Genomic DNA, 18,096 nt, shown 5'->3' on the forward strand with positions numbered 1-18,096 from the left:
CAGGGATCGACGCCATGACCACCAGCGCCTCCACCGTCTCGCTTCTTTCAGACGCTCAGTCCGCCACCCTCACCGACTTCGGGCCGGACATCGCGTTGAGCGCTGCGGCCGCCCAAAAAGCGCGGGTCGAGGCACTGGCCGCCACCACCCCATCGGAACTGGTGGTCGTCGACGGAACGGTGGCGGACTGGCAGACCCTGATCGCGGGGATCGATCCGTCGACCCCGGTCGTCGTTCTGCAGCCCGACAGCCAGGGCTTCGGTGAACTCGGGGCGCTGACCAATCTGCTGTCGAACTTCCAAGGGCTGAGCGCGATCCATCTCGTGACCGAAGGCGTTACCGGCGGCCTGCTGTTCGGGAAGGAGGCGCTGTGGAGCGGCGATCTCCACTATGCGGAGGCCCAGGTTGCGGCCATCCGCGACGCGCTCAAGCCCGGCGGCGACCTGATGCTCTACGGCTGCTCGGTTGCGGCCGGTGATGTGGGAAAGAATTTTGTCGACAGCCTGTCGGCGGCCCTTGGCGATGGAGTCGACATCGCCGCGTCGATCGACCGGACCGGTCCAACCCGTCTGCAGGGCGACTGGGACCTCGAATACCACACCGGCACCATCGATACGGTGCTGCCCTTCACGCTCCAGGGCATGCAGGATTTTTCGCACTGCCTGGGCTGTGTGACGACAAAAGGAGGGCCCTATGCAGACGTTGTCGGCTACACAGTAGATGGAAAGATCACGAGGACAGATGACAATAAGGTTATAGGATACTATTCTTCTTCTGGTAACGGCATCGGGTATCTTGGCGATAATGTTGCCATTCGTAACGCGTATGTACTCCCAGAGAACCAAAGCTCTGGGGGGGTATGGACGACATTTTCCTTCAAAACCTTACCCCTTATTGAAGAAGAATTCATTTTTAATAAGGTGATCTGTTCCCTCACCTCCGGCCCCGTCGCCCCTACGCTGACCGCCACGGGCGGCACGCCAACCTTCACCGAGGACGGCAGCCCGGTCAGCCTTTTCAGCGCCGCGGACGCCAAAACGAACGACAGCGGCCAGACCCTTGCCGGCATGGTGCTGACGGTCAGCAATGTTTCCAATTCGACGGAATACCTGACCATCAACGGCGTCGATGTCCTGCTCAGCACCACGACCACCGGCCTGTCCCTGGGCACGATCCACAGCACCGCGGCGGGTTCGGTGGCGGTGAACGGGTCAGGATCGACGAAGACGGTGACCATCACCGGCATGGCGCTGTCCGATGCCGACATGGACACGCTGATCAACGGCATCACCTACAAGAACACCAGCCAGAACCCGACCACCACCGGAAGCCGGGTGGTCACGATCACTGACGTCACGGACAGCGGAACCAGCAGCAACAGCGCATCCAGTCTCAGCCAGTCGGCAACGGTCACCGTGGTGGCGGTCAACGATGCGCCAGTCAACACGGTGGTGCCGGCGATTTCCGGCACGGCTACGGTGGGCAATGCGCTGTCCTCGACCACGGGCACCTGGTCGGACGCTGATGGCGACACGGTCACCTATACCTACCAGTGGTATCGCGCCGATAACGCCAGCGGCACCAACCGGGACGCCATCTCCGGAGCCACCAACGCCTCCTACACGACGGTCTCCGCGGACAGCGGCAAGTATCTGCAGATTGTTGTCACCGCGGACGACCAGCACGGCAGCTCGACCCAGACGGCCATCTCCGCTTACTCCCTGGTCACGTCATCCAACACGGCGCCGACCATCGACCTGAACGGCGCCGGCGCCGGCACCGGCAATACGGTGGCGCTGTCGGGCGCCACCACGCTGGCCGACGCCACCGCCACCGCCGCGGACACCGAGAACGACCCGTCCGGCGCCAACGGCAACTGGAACACCGGGACGCTGACGGTCAAGCGCTTCACCGGCGGCTCCGCCGACGCGAGCGCCAACGACATATTCAGCTTCGCCAGCGGCGGCGCCTTCACCGACACCGGCAGTTCGCTGACAGTCAACAGCGGTACCACGACGATCGCCACCTACACCAACAGCGGCGGCGTGCTGACCATCAGCTTCAACGCCAACTCCACCACGGCGCTGGTTCAGGACGTCATCCAGCACGTCGCCTACGCCAACAGCACGCCCTACGGCAACGCGACCATCCGCTTCAGCCTCTATGACGGCACCACGGCGACCACCGCCGACGTGTCGGTGACCAGCTCCAGCATCAATGTGACGAGCACATCGGACGATGCCGACGGCGACGCCGCCGACGGCTTCTCCCTGCGCGAGGCGCTCGCCCGCGGCGTAGCGCAGAGCGGCGCCGACAGCATCGCCCTCGGCACCCTCGCCAACAACGACACCATCACCCTCAGCGGCACCACCGCCACCGTCGGGGCCGGCGACACCATCGTAGGCGGCACCGGCAAGACGATCACGATCGCGGCAGACACCGACGGCGGGCTGGTGCTGGCGGGCGCCACCACGATCAACACGCCCGGCGCCAGTTCGACCTTGATCATTAGCGCCGCGCTGTCCGGCAGCGGTTCGCTGACCAAGGCGAATGGCGGATCGCTCACCCTGTCGGGCGCCAACAGCTACACCGGCGGCACCACGCTCAACAACGGCACCCTGATGCTGTCGGGCGGCAGCGCGCTCGCCGATGCCGGCGCGGTGAGCGTGGGTGGCGGCACGCTGGTGCTGTCCAACGATGAGACCATCGGCACGCTGACCAGCACCGGCGGCACGCTGACGCTGGCCGGTCACACGCTGACCGCCTCGGGTGTCACGCTCGACACCAGTGGCATGACCCGTAGCGCCAGCGACACCGGCCTGCTCACCACCAGCAACGCCACCGGCACGGCCATCACCGGCACCACGGGCGACGACAGCATCGACGGCGGCACCGGCTCCGACACGCTGACCGGCGGCGACGGCAACGACATCCTAAGCGGCGGCGGCAACACCACCGTGGACACGTTGATCGGCGGCAACGGCGATGACGTCTTCGTCTATACGTCCTACGGCACGCTGACGAACTCGGGCAATTCCTTCATCGACAGCATCGACGGCGGCGCCGGCACCGACACCCTGCTGTTCACCCCGACATCCACCTTCACCTTCGGGTCGGACCTCGACTGGTCGAGCCGGATCAGCGGCATTGAGAGGATCGCCGTCGGCGCCACCTCCGACACCTTGAACATGACGTTCAACGCCAACGCCTACGACGAGGGGCTGCGGACGATCGATCTGTCGGGCGACACCAACGCCAGCGGCATCGGCAACGTCGTTCTCTCGCGCATCGTCGGTGGCGGGATGACCGTCCTCGGCAGCGCCGGCACCGACAGCATCGTCGGCGGCAGCGGTAACGATACGCTCGACGGCGGCGCTGGCAACGACACCATCAACGGCGGCAGCGGCGACGACGCCATCACCAGCGGCGCCGGCACCGACAGCCTGACCGGCGGCAGCGGCAACGACACCTTCGCCGGCACCACGTCCGACCTGAACGACGACACCGTCAGCGATCTGGCGATCGGCGACGCCATCCAACTGACCGGCGTCAGCTCGCTGGGCGCGGACCACATCCGCCTGAGCGGCACCGGCGCCACCGCGAAGGTCGAGATCGACACCGACGACACCAGCTTCAGCAGCGTCGAGGTAACGCTCAACGCGCCCAATCTTGCCAACATCGCCTTCACCGCCGCCGCCAACGGTGGCGCCGACACGCTGTTCACCCTGGTCTCGCCGCCGACGGTAACGGGCGTCAGCTCCACGGCGGCCAACGGTTCTTACAAGGCCGGCTCTTCGATCGTCATCCAGGTCACCTTCTCCGAGGCCGTAACCGTCTCCGGAACGCCGCAGCTGACGCTGGAGACCGGCACCACCGACCAGACCCTGGACTATGTCACCGGCACGGGCACCGACACGTTGACCTTCATCTACACGGTGCAGGCCGGCGACACCTCGTCCGATCTCGACTATCTCAGCACGTCCGCACTTGCGCTGAACGGCGGCACCATCAAGAACGCCGGCGGCACCAACGCCGTCCTGACTCTGCCCTCGCCGGGCGCCACCAACTCGCTGGGCGCCAACAAGGCGATCGTCATCGACACCACCGCGCCGGGTGCACCGACCAGCGCCATCGCCGTGACGACGGCCAGCGACACGGGGTCGTCGAGCAGCGACAGCATCACCAAGACGACCGCCCCGACCCTGCGGGTCAGCCTGACCGGCACCAGCGCCATCGCCGGCGACAGCGTGGAACTGCTGTTGGACGGGTCATCACTGCCCCACGCCGTCACCGCGACCCTGACCTCGACCGACATCACCAACGGCTACGTCGACCTCACCGTGACCAACGGCGATTTGGGCGGCGACACCACCAAGACCTTCACCGCGCGGGTTACCGATGCGGTCGGCAACGTCGGCACCGCCGGCGGCAGCCTGTCGGTCACGCTCGACACGACCGCCCCGGCCACCACCGTCGCCACGGCGGCCTTCTCCGCCGACACGGCGGCCAATGGCGCCACCAACAGCGACTTCATCACCAGCACGGCGGCGCAGACGATCAGCGGCACGCTGTCGGCCAACCTCGCAGCTGGCGAGACGGTCTACGTCTCGCTCGACAACGGCACCAGCTGGACCGCCGCCACCGCGACTGTCGGCCAGAACAGCTGGTCGTTGGCCGGGCAGACGCTGTCCGGCTCCAACACGTTGAAGGTCAAGGTCGCCGACACCGCCGGCAATGACGGCACCGTCTACAGCCAGGCCTACGTCCTCGACAGCTCGGCGCCGGCCACCACCGTCGCCACGGCGGCCTTCTCCGCCGACACCGGCGCCAGCCCCACGGACTTCATCACCAAGACCGCCAGCCAGACGATCAGCGGCACGCTGTCGGCCAACCTCGCAGCTGGCGAGACGGTCTACGTCTCGCTCGACAACGGCACCAGCTGGACCGCCGCCACCGCGACTGTCGGCCAGAACAGCTGGTCGTTGGCCGGGCAGACGCTGTCCGGCTCCAGCACGTTGAAGGTCAAGGTCGCCGACACCGCCGGCAATGACGGCACCGTCTACAGCCAGGCCTACGTCCTCGACAGCTCGGCGCCGGCCACCACCGTCGCCACGGCGGCCTTCTCCGCCGACACCGGCGCCAGCCCCACGGACTTCATCACCAAGACCGCCAGCCAGACGATCAGCGGCACGCTGTCGGCCAACCTCGCAGCTGGTGAGACGGTCTACGTCTCGCTCGACAACGGCACCAGCTGGACCACCGCCACCGCCACGGTCGGCCAGAACAGCTGGTCGTTGGCCGGGCAGACGCTGTCCGGCTCCAACACGTTGAAGGTCAAGGTCGCCGACACCGCCGGCAATAACGGCACCGTCTATAGCCAAACCTACCAGCTGGATCAGACCGCCGCCGCACCCGCTCTGGCACTGGCAACCGACAGCGGCTCCAGCAGCAGCGATGGCATCAGCAACATTGGCACCGTCACCGTCAGTGGCCTGGAGAGCGGCTCGATCTGGGAGTACAGCACCAACAGCGGCTCGTCCTGGACTGCCGGCTCGGGCAGCAACTTCACCCTGACCACCGGAACCTATACCGCCGGTTATGTCCAGGTACGTCAGACCGACCTGGCCGGCAACACCAGCAGCGCCGGCCAGCTCAACGCCACGACAGTGGATGCATCGGCCACGACACCGACACCGGCACTCGCCACCGATAGCGGCACCAGTTCAACTGACGGCATCAGCAACGTCGGCACCGTTACCGTCAGTGGCCTGGAGGCGGGCGCCAGCTGGGAGTTCAGCACCGACAATGGCTCCAGCTGGACCGCCGGTTCGGGCAGCAACTTCACGCTGACCACCGGAACCTACACCACAGGTCAGGTGCAGGTGCGCCAGACCGACCTGGCCGGCAACACCAGCAGCGCCGGCCAGCTCAGCGCCACCACGGTGGACGCCAGCGGCCCGGGTTTCGCCGATGGCACCACCCGCGCCGTCACCACTGCCGAGCTGCGGACCATCGCCCTCGCCAACCTCGGTGCCACCGACCCGCTTGCCGTCACCTACACCATCGTCGGCGGCGCCGATCAGGCGAGGTTCACCATCGACGGCGCTGCGCTGACGTTCACCAGCGCACCCGCCTTCAGCAGCCCGCAGGATGTCGGCGCCAACAACGTCTATGACGTCACGGTGCGCGCCACCGACCTGGCCGGCAACTCGACCGACCAGGCTCTCGCCGTCACCGTCGCCTCCGATCTCGACCGCGACGGCACGATCGATGCCGAGGACGAGGACATCGACAATGACGGCCGGCCCAACTCCGAGGAGGACCTGGTCCGCAATCCGTTTGGCGGTCCGACGGGCGATGGCGATGGCAATGGCGACGGCATCCCCGATCGCGAGCAGCTCCATGTCGCCTCGATGCCCACCGTCGCCACCTCGGGCGGCAGCCCGCGCTTTGCCACGCTGGAGGCCGGCTCCAGCTACACCCTGACCGGCGTCAGCAACGCCGCCTCGCCGGCCCAGGGCGATCTGCCGCGCGGCACCAAGATGCCGCTGGGCCAGTTCGCGTTCACCATCGGCGGCGTCACGCCCGGCGGCTCCACCCAGCTCAGCATGCTGGTGGACGCGGACCTGAAGCTGAAGAGCTACCTGATGTACAACTACACCACCAGCAGCTGGCAGACCCTGCCCACCACGGTGAGCAGCGTGGGCGACAAGACCAAGCTCACCGTCACGCTCACCGACGGCGGTGCCTTCGACGCCGACCACAGCGTCAACGGCATCATCGTCGATGATGGCAGCGCTGTGCGCTTCTCGCCCGTGATCACCAGCAACGGCGCCACCGCCACCATCGACGTGGCAGAGAACGGCACCGCCGTGACCACGGTGGTCGCCACCGCCGACGGCCCGCTCAGCTATGACATCAGCGGCGGCGCCGATCAGGCCCGCTTCGCCATCGATCCCAATGGCGTGCTGCGCTTCGTGAGTGCTCCCGACTTCGAGCGGGCGGCCGACAGCAACGCCGACAACGTCTATCTGGTCGAGGTGCGGGCGACCGACGAGGTTGGCGATACCACCACCCAGCAGCTCTCGGTGCGGGTCACCGACGTCGACGAAACCCCGCCACCGGCTCCCCCGCCGACCAAGACGGAGACGGTGGATGGTGTGACGGTCGGCACAGGCACGGTGACGAACAGCGACGGCACCAGTTCGACCACCGTCACCATCCCGGTGGTCACCAACACGCGCGCCGAGCAGGTTGGCAACAACGCTGTGGCCGACATCCCGCTGGTGAGCAGCGGCGGCGCCAGCCTGTTGAGCGCCCAGCTGCCGACCGGCTATGGTCTGCAGGCCTCCGGCACCGCCACACCCAAGGCGGCCGGCAGCTCGCTGACCGATCTGATCCGCGAGATCAAGGCCCACACCACCGCCGGCTCGAGCGACCAGAACCAGCTCACCGGCGGCGGCTCCGGCTTCCTCGGCGGGCTGTCGGCCAGCACGCCGTTGTTGGTGCAGACCCTCGTGCCAAGCGTCGCCCCCGGCAGCACCAGTGCCCCCACCTCACCGCTGGTCATCACCGGCACCCCGGCTGCCGCCGGCGGGCCGCAGACCGCCCTGGTGATCGACACCCGCGGCCTGCCCACGGGCAGTGCCATCCAGCTGCAGAACGTCAATTTCGCCGCGGTGATCGGTGCGGTCACCGTCACCGGCGGTGACGGCTCGCAGATGGTGTGGGGCGACAGCGCCAACCAGACCATCATCCTCGGTGCCGATGACGACACCTTGCATGGCGGCGGCGGCGATGACTTCGTCGGGTCCAAGACCGGCAACGACGTGCTCTATGGCGACGACGGCAACGACACCGTGCAAGGCGGCGAGGAGAACGACCAGCTCTATGGCAACACCGGCACTGATGTGCTGTTCGGCAACACCGGCGCCGACACGCTGTTCGGCGGCCAGGGCGAGGACCTGCTCCATGGCGGACGCGACGACGACCGGCTGTCGGGCGATCTGGGGGCGGACACGCTGAACGGCGACCAGGGCAACGATGTGCTCACCGGTGGGCTGTCCGACGGCAGCATGGCCGACGCCAGCGGCGATCAGCTGTTCGGCAACGCCGGGGCGGACGTGTTGTTCGGCAATGCCGGGGCCGACACACTGCATGGTGGCCAGGAGGCCGATACGCTCTATGGCGGGCGGGACGACGACCGGCTGTTCGGCGATCTCGGTGACGATGTGCTGATCGGTGATTTGGGCAACGACACGCTGAGCGGCGGGGCCGGGGCTGACCTGTTCCGCTTCTCCGCCGGCAGCGGCCGGGACGAGATCGCTGACTTCAGCGCCGGCGAGGGTGACCGCATCCAGCTCGCTGCCGGCCAGGCCTACAGCTTGCGCAGCGACGCCGCCGGCAATGCGGTGATCGTCTTTTCCAGCGACGATGAGGTGGTCTTGCGCGGCATCCGCCGCGAGGATGTTCAGACCGGATGGTTCGTCACCGGCTGAGCCCCGCCACCTCCAGGGCAGCCTCGCCACCAGGCTGCCCTGGAGCCATGCCGCACCGCGCGGCTTCGGTCCGCATGGGCCTTATTCAGGCTGCAGCCCCCTCACCGTGCCCACAACAGGCCGGTCTGCGCTCCTGCGCTGGAGGCAGCGTCGCCCTCCGGGCCCAACCATCGGGTTGGGCCGGACGAGAAGCACCGGCATACCATCGGCGATCTCGGCTATCGCGGTGAGCGCCTGGCCACAGCCGCCGCGGCACTCGGCGTCACGGTCCGGCCGACTGCCCGCGGTCGCGACGGCGTGTTCATCCCCACCGAAATCACACGGGTCGTGGAGTGCTCGTTTGGTTGGCTGTCACGCTACCGGCGATTGAACACCATCATTGAGCGGACAAAGGAGCACCTCGTCGCTTTCGTCGAGATTGCCTTCATCCCGGTTCGCCCCAGACGCTCGAAGCGGCTCACGCCTCAGGCCGTCGGCGCATGACGTCTACAAACATGCTCTGAGGCCCGGCTGGACTGAGGTCGCGCTGCAGTGTTTGCACCAAGCGGCGGTAGAGGCCGTGTGGTCGCAGCCCAATAAAGTGGACGACCATCGGCGAATGCCAGACCCAGCCCGTCGGAACGCGACCAAACAGAAACCGGTTGAACTTGCGCAGCGAAAAGCTGGCCGCCTCGGCATCGTAGCGGAAGCCGCATGCCCGCCAGGTCGTCACCATCCACGACCGATCACCAACGCGGTATAGCGGCTGCAGCCCCATCAACCCCATAGCAACGCCCAAAATGGGCTCGTCGGCATATTGTCCGGCGGCCCCTTTGTGAATGTAGGACAAGCTGTCGCGATCATGAAGGTACAGCTCATTGACACGATCGAAAAACTCCGCCGCTGTCGGGCTTTTTTTGAAAAAGAATGTACCGCTGTTCATTTGAACGATGTAGTCGATGCCAAACCGTGCACAGGAAGCCGCGATGTCGAGGTCGTTCCAGAAGCCATCACGTCGGCATCCACCAGCAACGGTAAAATCGTACCCCTGCAGCGCAGTCCAATAGACGTCAATATCCTGGCTGAGCAACAGGCAGTCAGCGTCCAGGAACATGGTCTGGTCATACGGACTCAAGGAATAGACACGCAGCTTGTGAGCGCAGCCGGTGTAGCGATCATCCTCAGCCAACTCCACGCAATCATCAAAGAGTGCGCGCGCTTGTGCCGTTGGTGTGGTGCCACGATCATGCACAAGGCAGATCGATCTTTTGGGATCGAAGCGACGCAAAGAGATCGCCAAGTTTACAGCCATCTCCAGATATTTCGGGTGACCGGTCGCAACGGTCAGATATCCTTGCGTGGTCATCGCCCAGTCCCTCCCATATGACGTTTCCCCTCCAGGGCAGCCTTGTCGCGATCAACGTCCCACTGCGGAGAGGGAGGGAGGGCTCCACCGCCGCGTTTCCCGTCAAGACCAGGTGGGGACGAGGTGCCTTTTGGCTCGTCCAGTCGCTCCCACAGCGCATTCACAGCCTCCAGCCTGCCGGCCTCGGTGCCAAGAGAGCAGCAACGCTGATCGATCATGCTGTCGGCCGGCGTTGAGAAGTCATGTTTCAGCTTGAGATATTTCAGATAGACCGTATCGCGGGCATATTTGCACAAGATCCGCCCAGCTTCACCGTCCTTCCAGGCGCCGTTTACAAGGAACCATCTGGCCCACAACAGCCATGGATACAGGTTGACCTTCAGCCACGACGATCGAACGCCGTTGGCGTTCATGTCAGCGGCGGCCAAGCGGGTGTAAAGATCCATTTTTCCATAAAGCTCATCAATGCTGTCACAACTGTAGTGAAATATAGGATCATGGATGTTGAAAATCATAACGCCCTCACATTGAATGGATTCATGAATGATACGGCTTCCGCGATGCCCCATTTTGCTGCGTTGGAACAGCTTGATGGTGTAATCCGGGGCTTTGACCGGATAGAAGGTGCGCACCTGCTTTCCAAGAAAGAACCAGTCCCGGCGAATGCTGTAGCCGTCGGGCAGGCGATTGCCGATCTGGAATCCTGCCGCTTTGTGCCGTCGTAGGGTCTCCTGCAACGCTGGCGACAAAACCTCATCGGAATCCAGCGCCAGCACCCAAGGATGAGCACAGCTTTCCTCAGCGAAAACGCGTTGGTTGCAGAAGTTGTCGAAGCTGCGAACCAAAACTCGCGCACCAAAGGCGTGGGAAATTTCGTGTGTCCGGTCGCTGCTGCCAGAATCCACGACGACAATTTCATCGGCCAAGGTCTGAACAGAGTCCAGAACTTGCGCCAAGCGGCGTTCGCTGTTGAGTGTAAGTATGTACACGGAAAGCAAAGCAGTCATAACATTGCCCTCACAGCATTCAGGAGCGTCAGCGGAACGCCGACATGCAGCAGAAGGGGCCGGTTTGCACCGCACGATGCCGCATAGCAGCGGGCAGAGTGTGACAGCCGGCGATCACCCCATCGGACTGGTAGTCCTTGAGAAGCCTGATGACTTTATCGGCGGATTGAGATTTCCAAATCGACGCTCCTCCGACCTGCGAGATAAAGAAGATATGAAACGGCTGCACCGAATTCTGGAATACGGGATAGGTGAAGTCGTCGATGACAAGGTGTTTTGTCGGCGTTTCCGGTCTGATGCCGCAGGCCGATGCCGCCGTCACAATGTCCGGCCGCACCGTATCATACCCGAGGAACGACACAGACTTCTCCTGCGCGGCCAGATAGCCTGGAGAGGCGGCTTTGGCCGCTGTTGGAGCCAAACTCCACCAAAGAACGCATTGGCTGACAAAAGACACCGTCAGCAATGAGACAGCAAAAAATCTCCATGACCTTGGGGACACCGGGCCTGCCTTATCAACATTTACGATCATGATCAGCCCAATCAGCGGAATGATCATCCCGGACTCGTAGAAATGTTTGAAGCCTTGGACAGTGCCCAATGCAGCGATGGACAGCAGACAAGCCATGGTGATGAGGGGGCGCCGCAGGTCGCCCCGCTGGCCTTGCATGCCCCGCATCAGTGTCACACAAGCAACGACCACTGTTACCAGCAGGAAGATCAAGAGCATGGCCAAGATCACAAAGATGGCGATGTTCACAGCCAGGAGCACCCCGCCAGGCACATCATTGGCCGGCAGCCACCGCTCTCCCCCGTATATATTCTGATGACGGATATTCCAAAAATAAGCTGACGTTTTGATTGCGTTGTGGGCATACACCGCAAGGGTGTGCAGCGGGTTTGTAAACAGATCCGACAGTGGCACCAATTGAAGCCGGCTGGCCTGCTCAAAAGCCGCATCACTTGGACAGGTGTTGCGTGCCATCCAATAGGAATAACCGGATGTCACAAAATACAAGAGCGCTGAACCGCCGACCAGTCGCAGCGCCGATGACCGGATGGTGAGAAACAAACTCGTCACGATCAAAGGAAAGAAGAGAAAGCTCTTGGGATGCTGCGTGATGGCCACCGCTGCAATCACCACAAGCCCGGCGGTCAGTGCCCCCTGGCGGAGCAGGCTCTGCTGACGACCAACGCACAAGGGGATGAGAATCAGGAGCGAAAAACACCACAGCAGCGTCATCTCTGGACGGCTGAGACTGACAATGTACGGCAGCACCCCGAGACCGAGATAGCCAAAGACCAAAGCGGCCAGAAGAAGGCGAGGCATGTGCAGGGCCATGCAGCGTGGCAACACCGCAAGCATGACCGCGCACCAGGCGAGAAAGCTGCCGGTACCGAAGATGCGCAGCTTCATTGGCGCGCTGAGGTCCTGGAACAGGGCGGCGTCAAGCAGCCTGTCCGGGATCATGAAATAGGGTACGTCGGTGAGGAATGATCCTCCGCACTGCGGCAGCAGGGTGATGTTCACCAACCCATCAATCAGATAGCGTGATTGGAGCAGTTTCCATGTCACTTCATCCGTGTACACCGGAACAAAGTATCCAACCGCCATGGTTGTGGCGAACGCCGCCAACACAGCCGACAAAGCGATCCTGCGCCAAATCCCTTTGGACAGCGCTGACTGTGACGCATGATCGCAAGTCGGCACAGTGTCAGACATGAGGGGATTGCCCGTGGCGTTGGTGATGGCGCTTGCGGCGGCCTGTGGCGACGCCGGCGGTGATGCGGGCCGATTTCGGCGTCATTGGCTTGCTGGTGCGGTGGAGACGGCGATGATGCCGCCAAGGATGAAGACCAGCCCCACGCCTTTGCGCAGGGTGAACGGTTCACCGAGCAGCAGCGAGGCGGCGACGGACACCAAGATGAAGGTTGCACTGACCAGGATGGGGTAGGCCACGCTGAGCGGTTCGGAGGCGACCACCCGGAACCAGGCCAAGGCGGCGGCAAAGTAGGTCACGAAGCCGATGGCGAAGAGCGGCTGGATCAGCAGCGTGGCAAAATCGAGGAGCACGGCTTGCATCGATGTTGGATGAAAGCCGCCGCCGCGCTCAATGCCAAGGCGCATCAGGAGATTGGCGCACAAGGTGAAGACCGCTGTCAGGCCGATCAGGTACAATCCGGTCACGGACATCAGGCTTGCTCACGGTTTGGTGTGGCGGACATCGCCGACAACCCGGGCTGGAACACCGGCGACGATGGCAAAATCAGGCACGTCGCGGGTCGCCACAGCGCCCGCCCCGACCAGCGCCGACCTCCCGATGGTCGGAGCCGGCGATGATGGTCGCGTTTGATCCAATCGATGCCCGCGCCTTGATGTGCCTCTGCTCCAGCGTCCAATCCTGCTCGCTCTGCGGGCTGCCGTCAGCGTTGGTGGCCTGGGGGTAGCGATCATTGGTGAACATGACCCCATGGCCGATGACCACCTCGTCATCACCCCGACGAAGCTGGCGCCCCCGGTGACGAGGATGGATTTGCCCTCGAGATTTGCCCTCGAGATTTGCCATGTGCCCTTTTCCTTTGTTGACGCCGGCCATCCGCCTGATGGCGCTTGGCCCCAAAGCCGCAGCCTTGGGAGGCAGGCGCCGGCGGACAGCGACGGCCGGACGATCCGGGTCAGGCCGGCTGGCCGACGCAGACCTCCAGAAGTGCCTCACACACCCGCTCGCTCTGATCGCCGCTCAGTTCCGGATACAACGGCAAGGACAGGGTCTGCGCCGCAAACCGCTCGGTGACCGGCAGCGCTCCCACCACCCTGACGGCATCGGCATAGGCCGGCTGGCGATGCACCGGAACCGGGTAATGAACCCCGGTGCTGATCCCGGCCTTGAGGAGGTGCTCGCGGACCGCATCGCGCTCGGCGACGCGGACGGCATAGACGTAATACACATGATGCCGGCCAGGCGCTTCTTGCGGAATGTCCAGCCCGGCGGCCCCGAGCCTGGCGTCATACGCGGCGGCATGCTGGCGGCGGGCGTCGTTCCAGCGATCCAGATGCGGGAGTTTGACGCGCAGCACCGCCCCCTGGATGCCTTCCATCCGGTAATTGTAGCCCTGCAGAACATGGTTGTAGCGTCCAGCCTGCCCCCAATCGCGCAGCATCCTGACCGTGTCGGCGAGCGCGCTGTCGCTTGTCACGATGGCGCCGGCCTCACCGCACGCGCCAAGATTCTTGCTCGGGTAGAAGCTGAAGCAGGCGATGTCCCCAAGGCTGCCGGCGCGGGCGCCGTGATACGCCGCCCCTTGGGCCTGGGCCGCGTCCTCGATGACCAAAAGGCCGTGCGCGCGGGCGATCTCGCAAATGGCGTCCATCTCGGCGGTCTGGCCATGCAAATGGACGGGCAGGATCGCGCGGGTGCGCGGCGTGATGGCGGCTTCGATCAGCCCCGGGTCCAAGGTGCCGGTGCGTGGATCGACATCGATGAGAACCGGTGTGGCGCCGGTATAAAGAATGGCCGCGACGGTTGCCACGAACGTCATCGACACCGTGATCACCTCGGTTCCCGGCCCGACGCCGGCGGCGAGCAAAGCCAGATGCAAGGCCGAGGTTCCGGAATTCACCGCGATGGCGTGCTGGGCCCCGCAATAGGCGGCAAACTCACCTTCAAAGGCCGTCACCTCATCGCCCAGGGTGTATTGGGTGCTCGCCAGAACCCTCAAAACCGCTTGGTCGATGTCGCTCTTGATCGAGCGGTACTGGGCGGCGAGATCGATCAGGGGGATCATGATGCAATCCTGGTGAGTTGAAGATCAATGGGCTGGCCGCGCTGCGCCATCGACCAGGAGGCGGCCTCGAGCAGGCGCACGATCCTCAGTCCGGTGAACCCATCCGTGATGGGCGCGCGTCGCGTTTCAATGCAGTCGATGAAATGCTGGGCCTCGATGCGCAGCGCCTCTTGCGCCGGCAGTTGCGGGGCCCACATGTCGCCGCTTCGGTAGCCGATCAGAAGCTGGTGCAGCTGATCGGTGTCTTCGGCGACAATGACGCCCTTGTCGTACACCTTCACCTTTTCGCTGATCTGCAGATCATCGTAGACGATCATTTTCTTGCTGCCGCCGATGTGCAGTTGGCGGACCTTCACCGGCGCCAGCCAGTTCACATTGACGTGGGCGATCGTCCCTTGATCAAAGAACAAGGTCAGGGTGGCCATGCTTTCGGGGCTGCCACTGACATGCGAGGCGCCGCTTGCGGACAGGGCGGTGACCGACTCTCCCAGCAAATGATCGATGATGGTGAGGTCATGAACGGCCAAATCCCAGATGACATTCACATCACGCTGGAACAGGCCCAAATTGATCCGGAGGGAGTCATAATAGTGAACATGCCCAATCTCACCGTCGGTGATGAGTTGTTTGATTTTCCGGATGGCTGGGGTGTAGATGAACGTGTGATCGACCATCAAGGTCACATTGCGCCTGGCGGCCTCGTTGATCAGCCGTTCAGCCTGTTCCGAGGTCTCGGTCATCGGCTTTTCGACCAGGACATGCTTGCCGTTTTGCAAAGCGGCCAGGGCAATGGGATAGTGGGAGGACACCGGCGTCGCGACGACAACCGCATCGATCTTAGGGTTGCGCACCAGCTCCCAATAGTCTGTGGTCGTTTCCACAGTGGGCATGCGGCGGCTTATGGTGGAGAGCCGGTCTTGCGACAGGTCGCAGACGGCGGCGACCCGTGCCCCGTCCACATCAGAAAAGTTTCTGATGAGGTTGGGCCCCCAATAGCCGCAGCCGACAATTCCCACATTGATCATGATGAGACCAATCCTCATGGCAAGAGTGAATGATCACTGTTCCGCTGTCCGGCGCCCTCTCCTGGCCAGAAGCAATCCTCATGGCATGGACCCGCAATCGTCAGAAAATCCGTTTGTATGCACAATGTTTAAAAACGCGTCGAAAACACCCCATGGAGATGACGAAGACATCTTCAATAAAAGCCCAGTTATCCCACTAAGAAATCTTCAGACTTCCTGTTGCTTGAGGTGATAATCGACCCACCGGACGGGGCGTTTAAGCCTCATCCAGACAAGGATCATGCTGAGGAGGCATGGGAGGAAGTCTTGCAAAATTGTTCCCACGCAGCCACCGCTTATTCGGGGGTAGCTCATGCTGACTCTGTTTTGAAGCGGAGGGCGGTTTGTCCGGCGCTTCTGTTAAAGCGGGAGAGCTGGGCCAGCAACGATGACGGGGCAAGTCTTTCCGGGTCACCGCACACAAACAGAGAGCAGCATGCTGTCCGGATGAGAGGCGGTCCACCGCCTGGGGTAAGATGCCAGGTGCTGGGCCGCCAGCCGGCTGCGCGACACTGGCAGCTCCAGCACCGGTCCCCGACTGTCGAGACCATGACCGGTGTCGCCGCCGCCGAGCTCGCCATCACACCACGTCCCTCAGCAAAGGCGGCCCGACCGACGACGCTCCTGACCACCTTCCAATTTCCACCACCTTGATGGACGTGACCTCTTCACGCGCAGAGGGTCAGCGTTCGATTCCATTGCCAGATATGCAGCAGAATTCACCACTCTGCGTGGCGCGCCGCCGCATGTCAGCGGGAAGAGATTGGCATCCAACAATAACCCCGTCCGATCGATAGGTTTTGAGGAGTTCAAAAATTTTCCCAGACGCATGCGCCTTCCAATCGGGCCCGCCAACTTTTGATAGGTAAGTGATATGAAATGGCTGGAACGACTGCTGGAATACCGGATATGTCAAGTCATCGATGACCAAATGCTTTAGGGTGTCTTTCGGAGCGATGTTGCAAGCGGATGCTGCGCGGACAATAACCGGCTTGAGGGTCTCATAGCCGCTGAACGACACGGCCCATTGATCCTCACCTTGGTATCCGGCCGGCGCCGATCTTGCGACCGGAACAAAGCTCACCCAGAGTGTGAATTGGCTCACCATCGACACGAGCACGACTGCGCCGGCGAAACCCTTCCACATGATCTGCTGCACGCTGCCCGCAAATCTCGCATTGAGAATTAAGAGCAATCCAATTAGCGGAATAACCAGCCCTGCTTCATAAAAGTTTTTTACCCCTTGCGTGGTCCCCAGCGCTGCCAGAGAGACCAGACAAGCTGTTGTAACGGCAAAACGTCGAACGCTCAGCTGGTCCTCCCCCTTGCGGCGCAATGCGGCAATCAGGGAACTGATCACGGCCACGACCAGCGCCAAGACCAATGCCTTAAACAGGGTGAAGATTGCGACGTTGACAATGGAGAGCAACCAATCCGGCGCATCATTGGGAGGCAACCAGCCGACATGCCCATACACGTTTCCCAGGCGCAGGTGCCAGAAGTATTGAGCGGATCCCACCGCATTGCTGAGGTAAGCAAGAACTGTGTGGATGGGGTCCGTGAGCAAATTGGACAGCGGGATTAACTGCATCCGGCTGATTTGCTCATATTCAGCATCGTTGGGACAAATTGTGCGGCTTATCCAATAAGAATAACCCGCTCCGGCAAAATACAGCATGCACCCGCAGATGATGGCTTTCAGTTTGTACGGCTTGATCAAGAAGAAGGCGCTGGTCATCAGAAGAGGCATAAAGAGAAGACTTTTGGGATGAACCGCCACCACTTCAGCCGATATAAAAACGAAGAATGCTGAGAAGGCATACTGCGCGCCACGGCTCCTTGCGTTCTGAAAATATAGAGGAGCGATGATCGCAAGAGAAAAACACCAAAGCAACACACTTTCCGGCCGGTTGTACATCACAACATATGGCAGTGCCCCAATCCCAAGAAAGCAAACAATCAAAGCAATGAGAAACTTCCGATCAAGCTGCGTGGCCATGCATCTTGGCAAAAGGGCCAGAAGGGCCACGCACCATATCAGCACATTGCCAATGCCGATCACACGCAGCTTCATTGGATTGCTGAGATCCTCATAAAGCCATGCGTCCATCATTCTCGCTGGAATCATGAAGAACGGCACAGTCGCGGTGAAAGACGGCCCACACTGCGGGAGCAACGTGATGTTGACAAACCCGTCTATGAAGTAACGTGCCTGTATTATTTTGTAGGTGATTTCGTCTGTGTATATTGGGAGAAAATACCCTATGGTCATTGTTATCAAGAAACACAAAACTGCAGCCAGTGCAAATTTCGAAGCCACTTTCTGCGTGGCAGCTGTCCACCAAAATCGAGGAGAAGAATAAATCCTTACGACAGACATGCCCTCAGTCCTTGTG

The 18,096-nt window shown here is 62.5% G+C and carries 9 protein-coding genes; 1 reads left to right on the forward strand and 8 read right to left on the reverse strand.

Going from position 1 to position 18,096, the window contains the following annotated elements; genetic code table 11:
• The first annotated feature begins 14 nt into the window (after positions 1 to 14).
• Positions 15 to 8,498 carry a DUF4347 domain-containing protein gene (locus M5E06_RS31230; protein ID WP_252141574.1) on the forward strand — a complete coding sequence of 2,828 codons (8,484 nt, stop codon included), beginning with the start codon at positions 15 to 17 and terminating at the stop codon, positions 8,496 to 8,498.
• Between the two features lie 457 nt (positions 8,499 to 8,955).
• Here the strand turns inward: M5E06_RS31230 and M5E06_RS31235 are convergent, their stop codons facing one another.
• The 8 genes from M5E06_RS31235 to M5E06_RS31275 all read right to left on the reverse strand — a co-directional run bounded on the left by M5E06_RS31235 (position 8,956) and on the right by M5E06_RS31275 (position 18,080).
• Positions 8,956 to 9,843 (reverse strand): glycosyltransferase family protein, encoded by an 888-nt coding sequence (locus tag M5E06_RS31235; protein WP_252141575.1) that lies wholly within the window; start codon positions 9,841 to 9,843, stop codon positions 8,956 to 8,958.
• Positions 9,840 to 10,850: a glycosyltransferase family 2 protein gene (locus tag M5E06_RS31240; protein WP_252141576.1), complete on the reverse strand. Its 1,011-nt coding sequence runs from the start codon at positions 10,848 to 10,850 to the stop codon at positions 9,840 to 9,842. Before M5E06_RS31240 ends, M5E06_RS31235 begins: the two co-directional genes overlap by 4 nt.
• A gap of 28 nt (positions 10,851 to 10,878) precedes the next feature.
• Positions 10,879 to 12,573 carry a hypothetical protein gene (locus M5E06_RS31245; RefSeq protein ID WP_252141577.1) on the reverse strand — a complete coding sequence of 565 codons (1,695 nt, stop codon included), beginning with the start codon at positions 12,571 to 12,573 and terminating at the stop codon, positions 10,879 to 10,881.
• A gap of 81 nt (positions 12,574 to 12,654) precedes the next feature.
• Positions 12,655 to 13,044: a DMT family transporter gene (locus M5E06_RS31250; protein ID WP_252141578.1), complete on the reverse strand. Its 390-nt coding sequence runs from the start codon at positions 13,042 to 13,044 to the stop codon at positions 12,655 to 12,657.
• Between the two features lie 73 nt (positions 13,045 to 13,117).
• Entirely contained in the window at positions 13,118 to 13,417 is a 300-nt protein-coding gene (locus M5E06_RS31260) for an LbetaH domain-containing protein (protein ID WP_252141902.1), read from the reverse strand.
• 109 nt (positions 13,418 to 13,526) lie between these two features.
• Positions 13,527 to 14,636 (reverse strand): DegT/DnrJ/EryC1/StrS family aminotransferase, encoded by a 1,110-nt coding sequence (locus M5E06_RS31265; protein ID WP_252141579.1) that lies wholly within the window; start codon positions 14,634 to 14,636, stop codon positions 13,527 to 13,529.
• Positions 14,633 to 15,661, reverse strand: coding sequence for a Gfo/Idh/MocA family protein (locus M5E06_RS31270; RefSeq protein WP_252141580.1), 1,029 nt, complete (start codon positions 15,659 to 15,661; stop codon positions 14,633 to 14,635). Before M5E06_RS31270 ends, M5E06_RS31265 begins: the two co-directional genes overlap by 4 nt.
• A 721-nt stretch (positions 15,662 to 16,382) precedes the next feature.
• The gene (locus M5E06_RS31275; RefSeq protein WP_252141581.1) at positions 16,383 to 18,080 is read right to left on the reverse strand and encodes a hypothetical protein; all 1,698 of its coding nucleotides are present in this window, start codon (positions 18,078 to 18,080) and stop codon (positions 16,383 to 16,385) included.
• Between the last annotated feature and the right edge of the window lie 16 nt (positions 18,081 to 18,096).

The organism is Azospirillum sp. A1-3 (genome assembly GCF_023806445.1).
Classification (GTDB): Bacteria; Pseudomonadota; Alphaproteobacteria; order Azospirillales; family Azospirillaceae; genus Azospirillum.

Excerpts from the sequence above, each read along its gene's own strand:
- M5E06_RS31230 (WP_252141574.1), top strand. The coding sequence starts at position 15 with ATGACCACCAGCGCCTCCACCGTCTCGCTTCTTTCAGACGCTCAGTCC.
- M5E06_RS31235 (WP_252141575.1), bottom strand. The coding sequence starts at position 9,843 with ATGACCACGCAAGGATATCTGACCGTTGCGACCGGTCACCCGAAATAT.
- M5E06_RS31240 (WP_252141576.1), bottom strand. The coding sequence starts at position 10,850 with ATGACTGCTTTGCTTTCCGTGTACATACTTACACTCAACAGCGAACGC.
- M5E06_RS31245 (WP_252141577.1), bottom strand. The coding sequence starts at position 12,573 with ATGTCTGACACTGTGCCGACTTGCGATCATGCGTCACAGTCAGCGCTG.
- M5E06_RS31250 (WP_252141578.1), bottom strand. The coding sequence starts at position 13,044 with ATGTCCGTGACCGGATTGTACCTGATCGGCCTGACAGCGGTCTTCACC.
- M5E06_RS31260 (WP_252141902.1), bottom strand. The coding sequence starts at position 13,417 with ATGGCAAATCTCGAGGGCAAATCTCGAGGGCAAATCCATCCTCGTCAC.
- M5E06_RS31265 (WP_252141579.1), bottom strand. The coding sequence starts at position 14,636 with ATGATCCCCCTGATCGATCTCGCCGCCCAGTACCGCTCGATCAAGAGC.
- M5E06_RS31270 (WP_252141580.1), bottom strand. The coding sequence starts at position 15,661 with ATGATCAATGTGGGAATTGTCGGCTGCGGCTATTGGGGGCCCAACCTC.
- M5E06_RS31275 (WP_252141581.1), bottom strand. The coding sequence starts at position 18,080 with ATGTCTGTCGTAAGGATTTATTCTTCTCCTCGATTTTGGTGGACAGCT.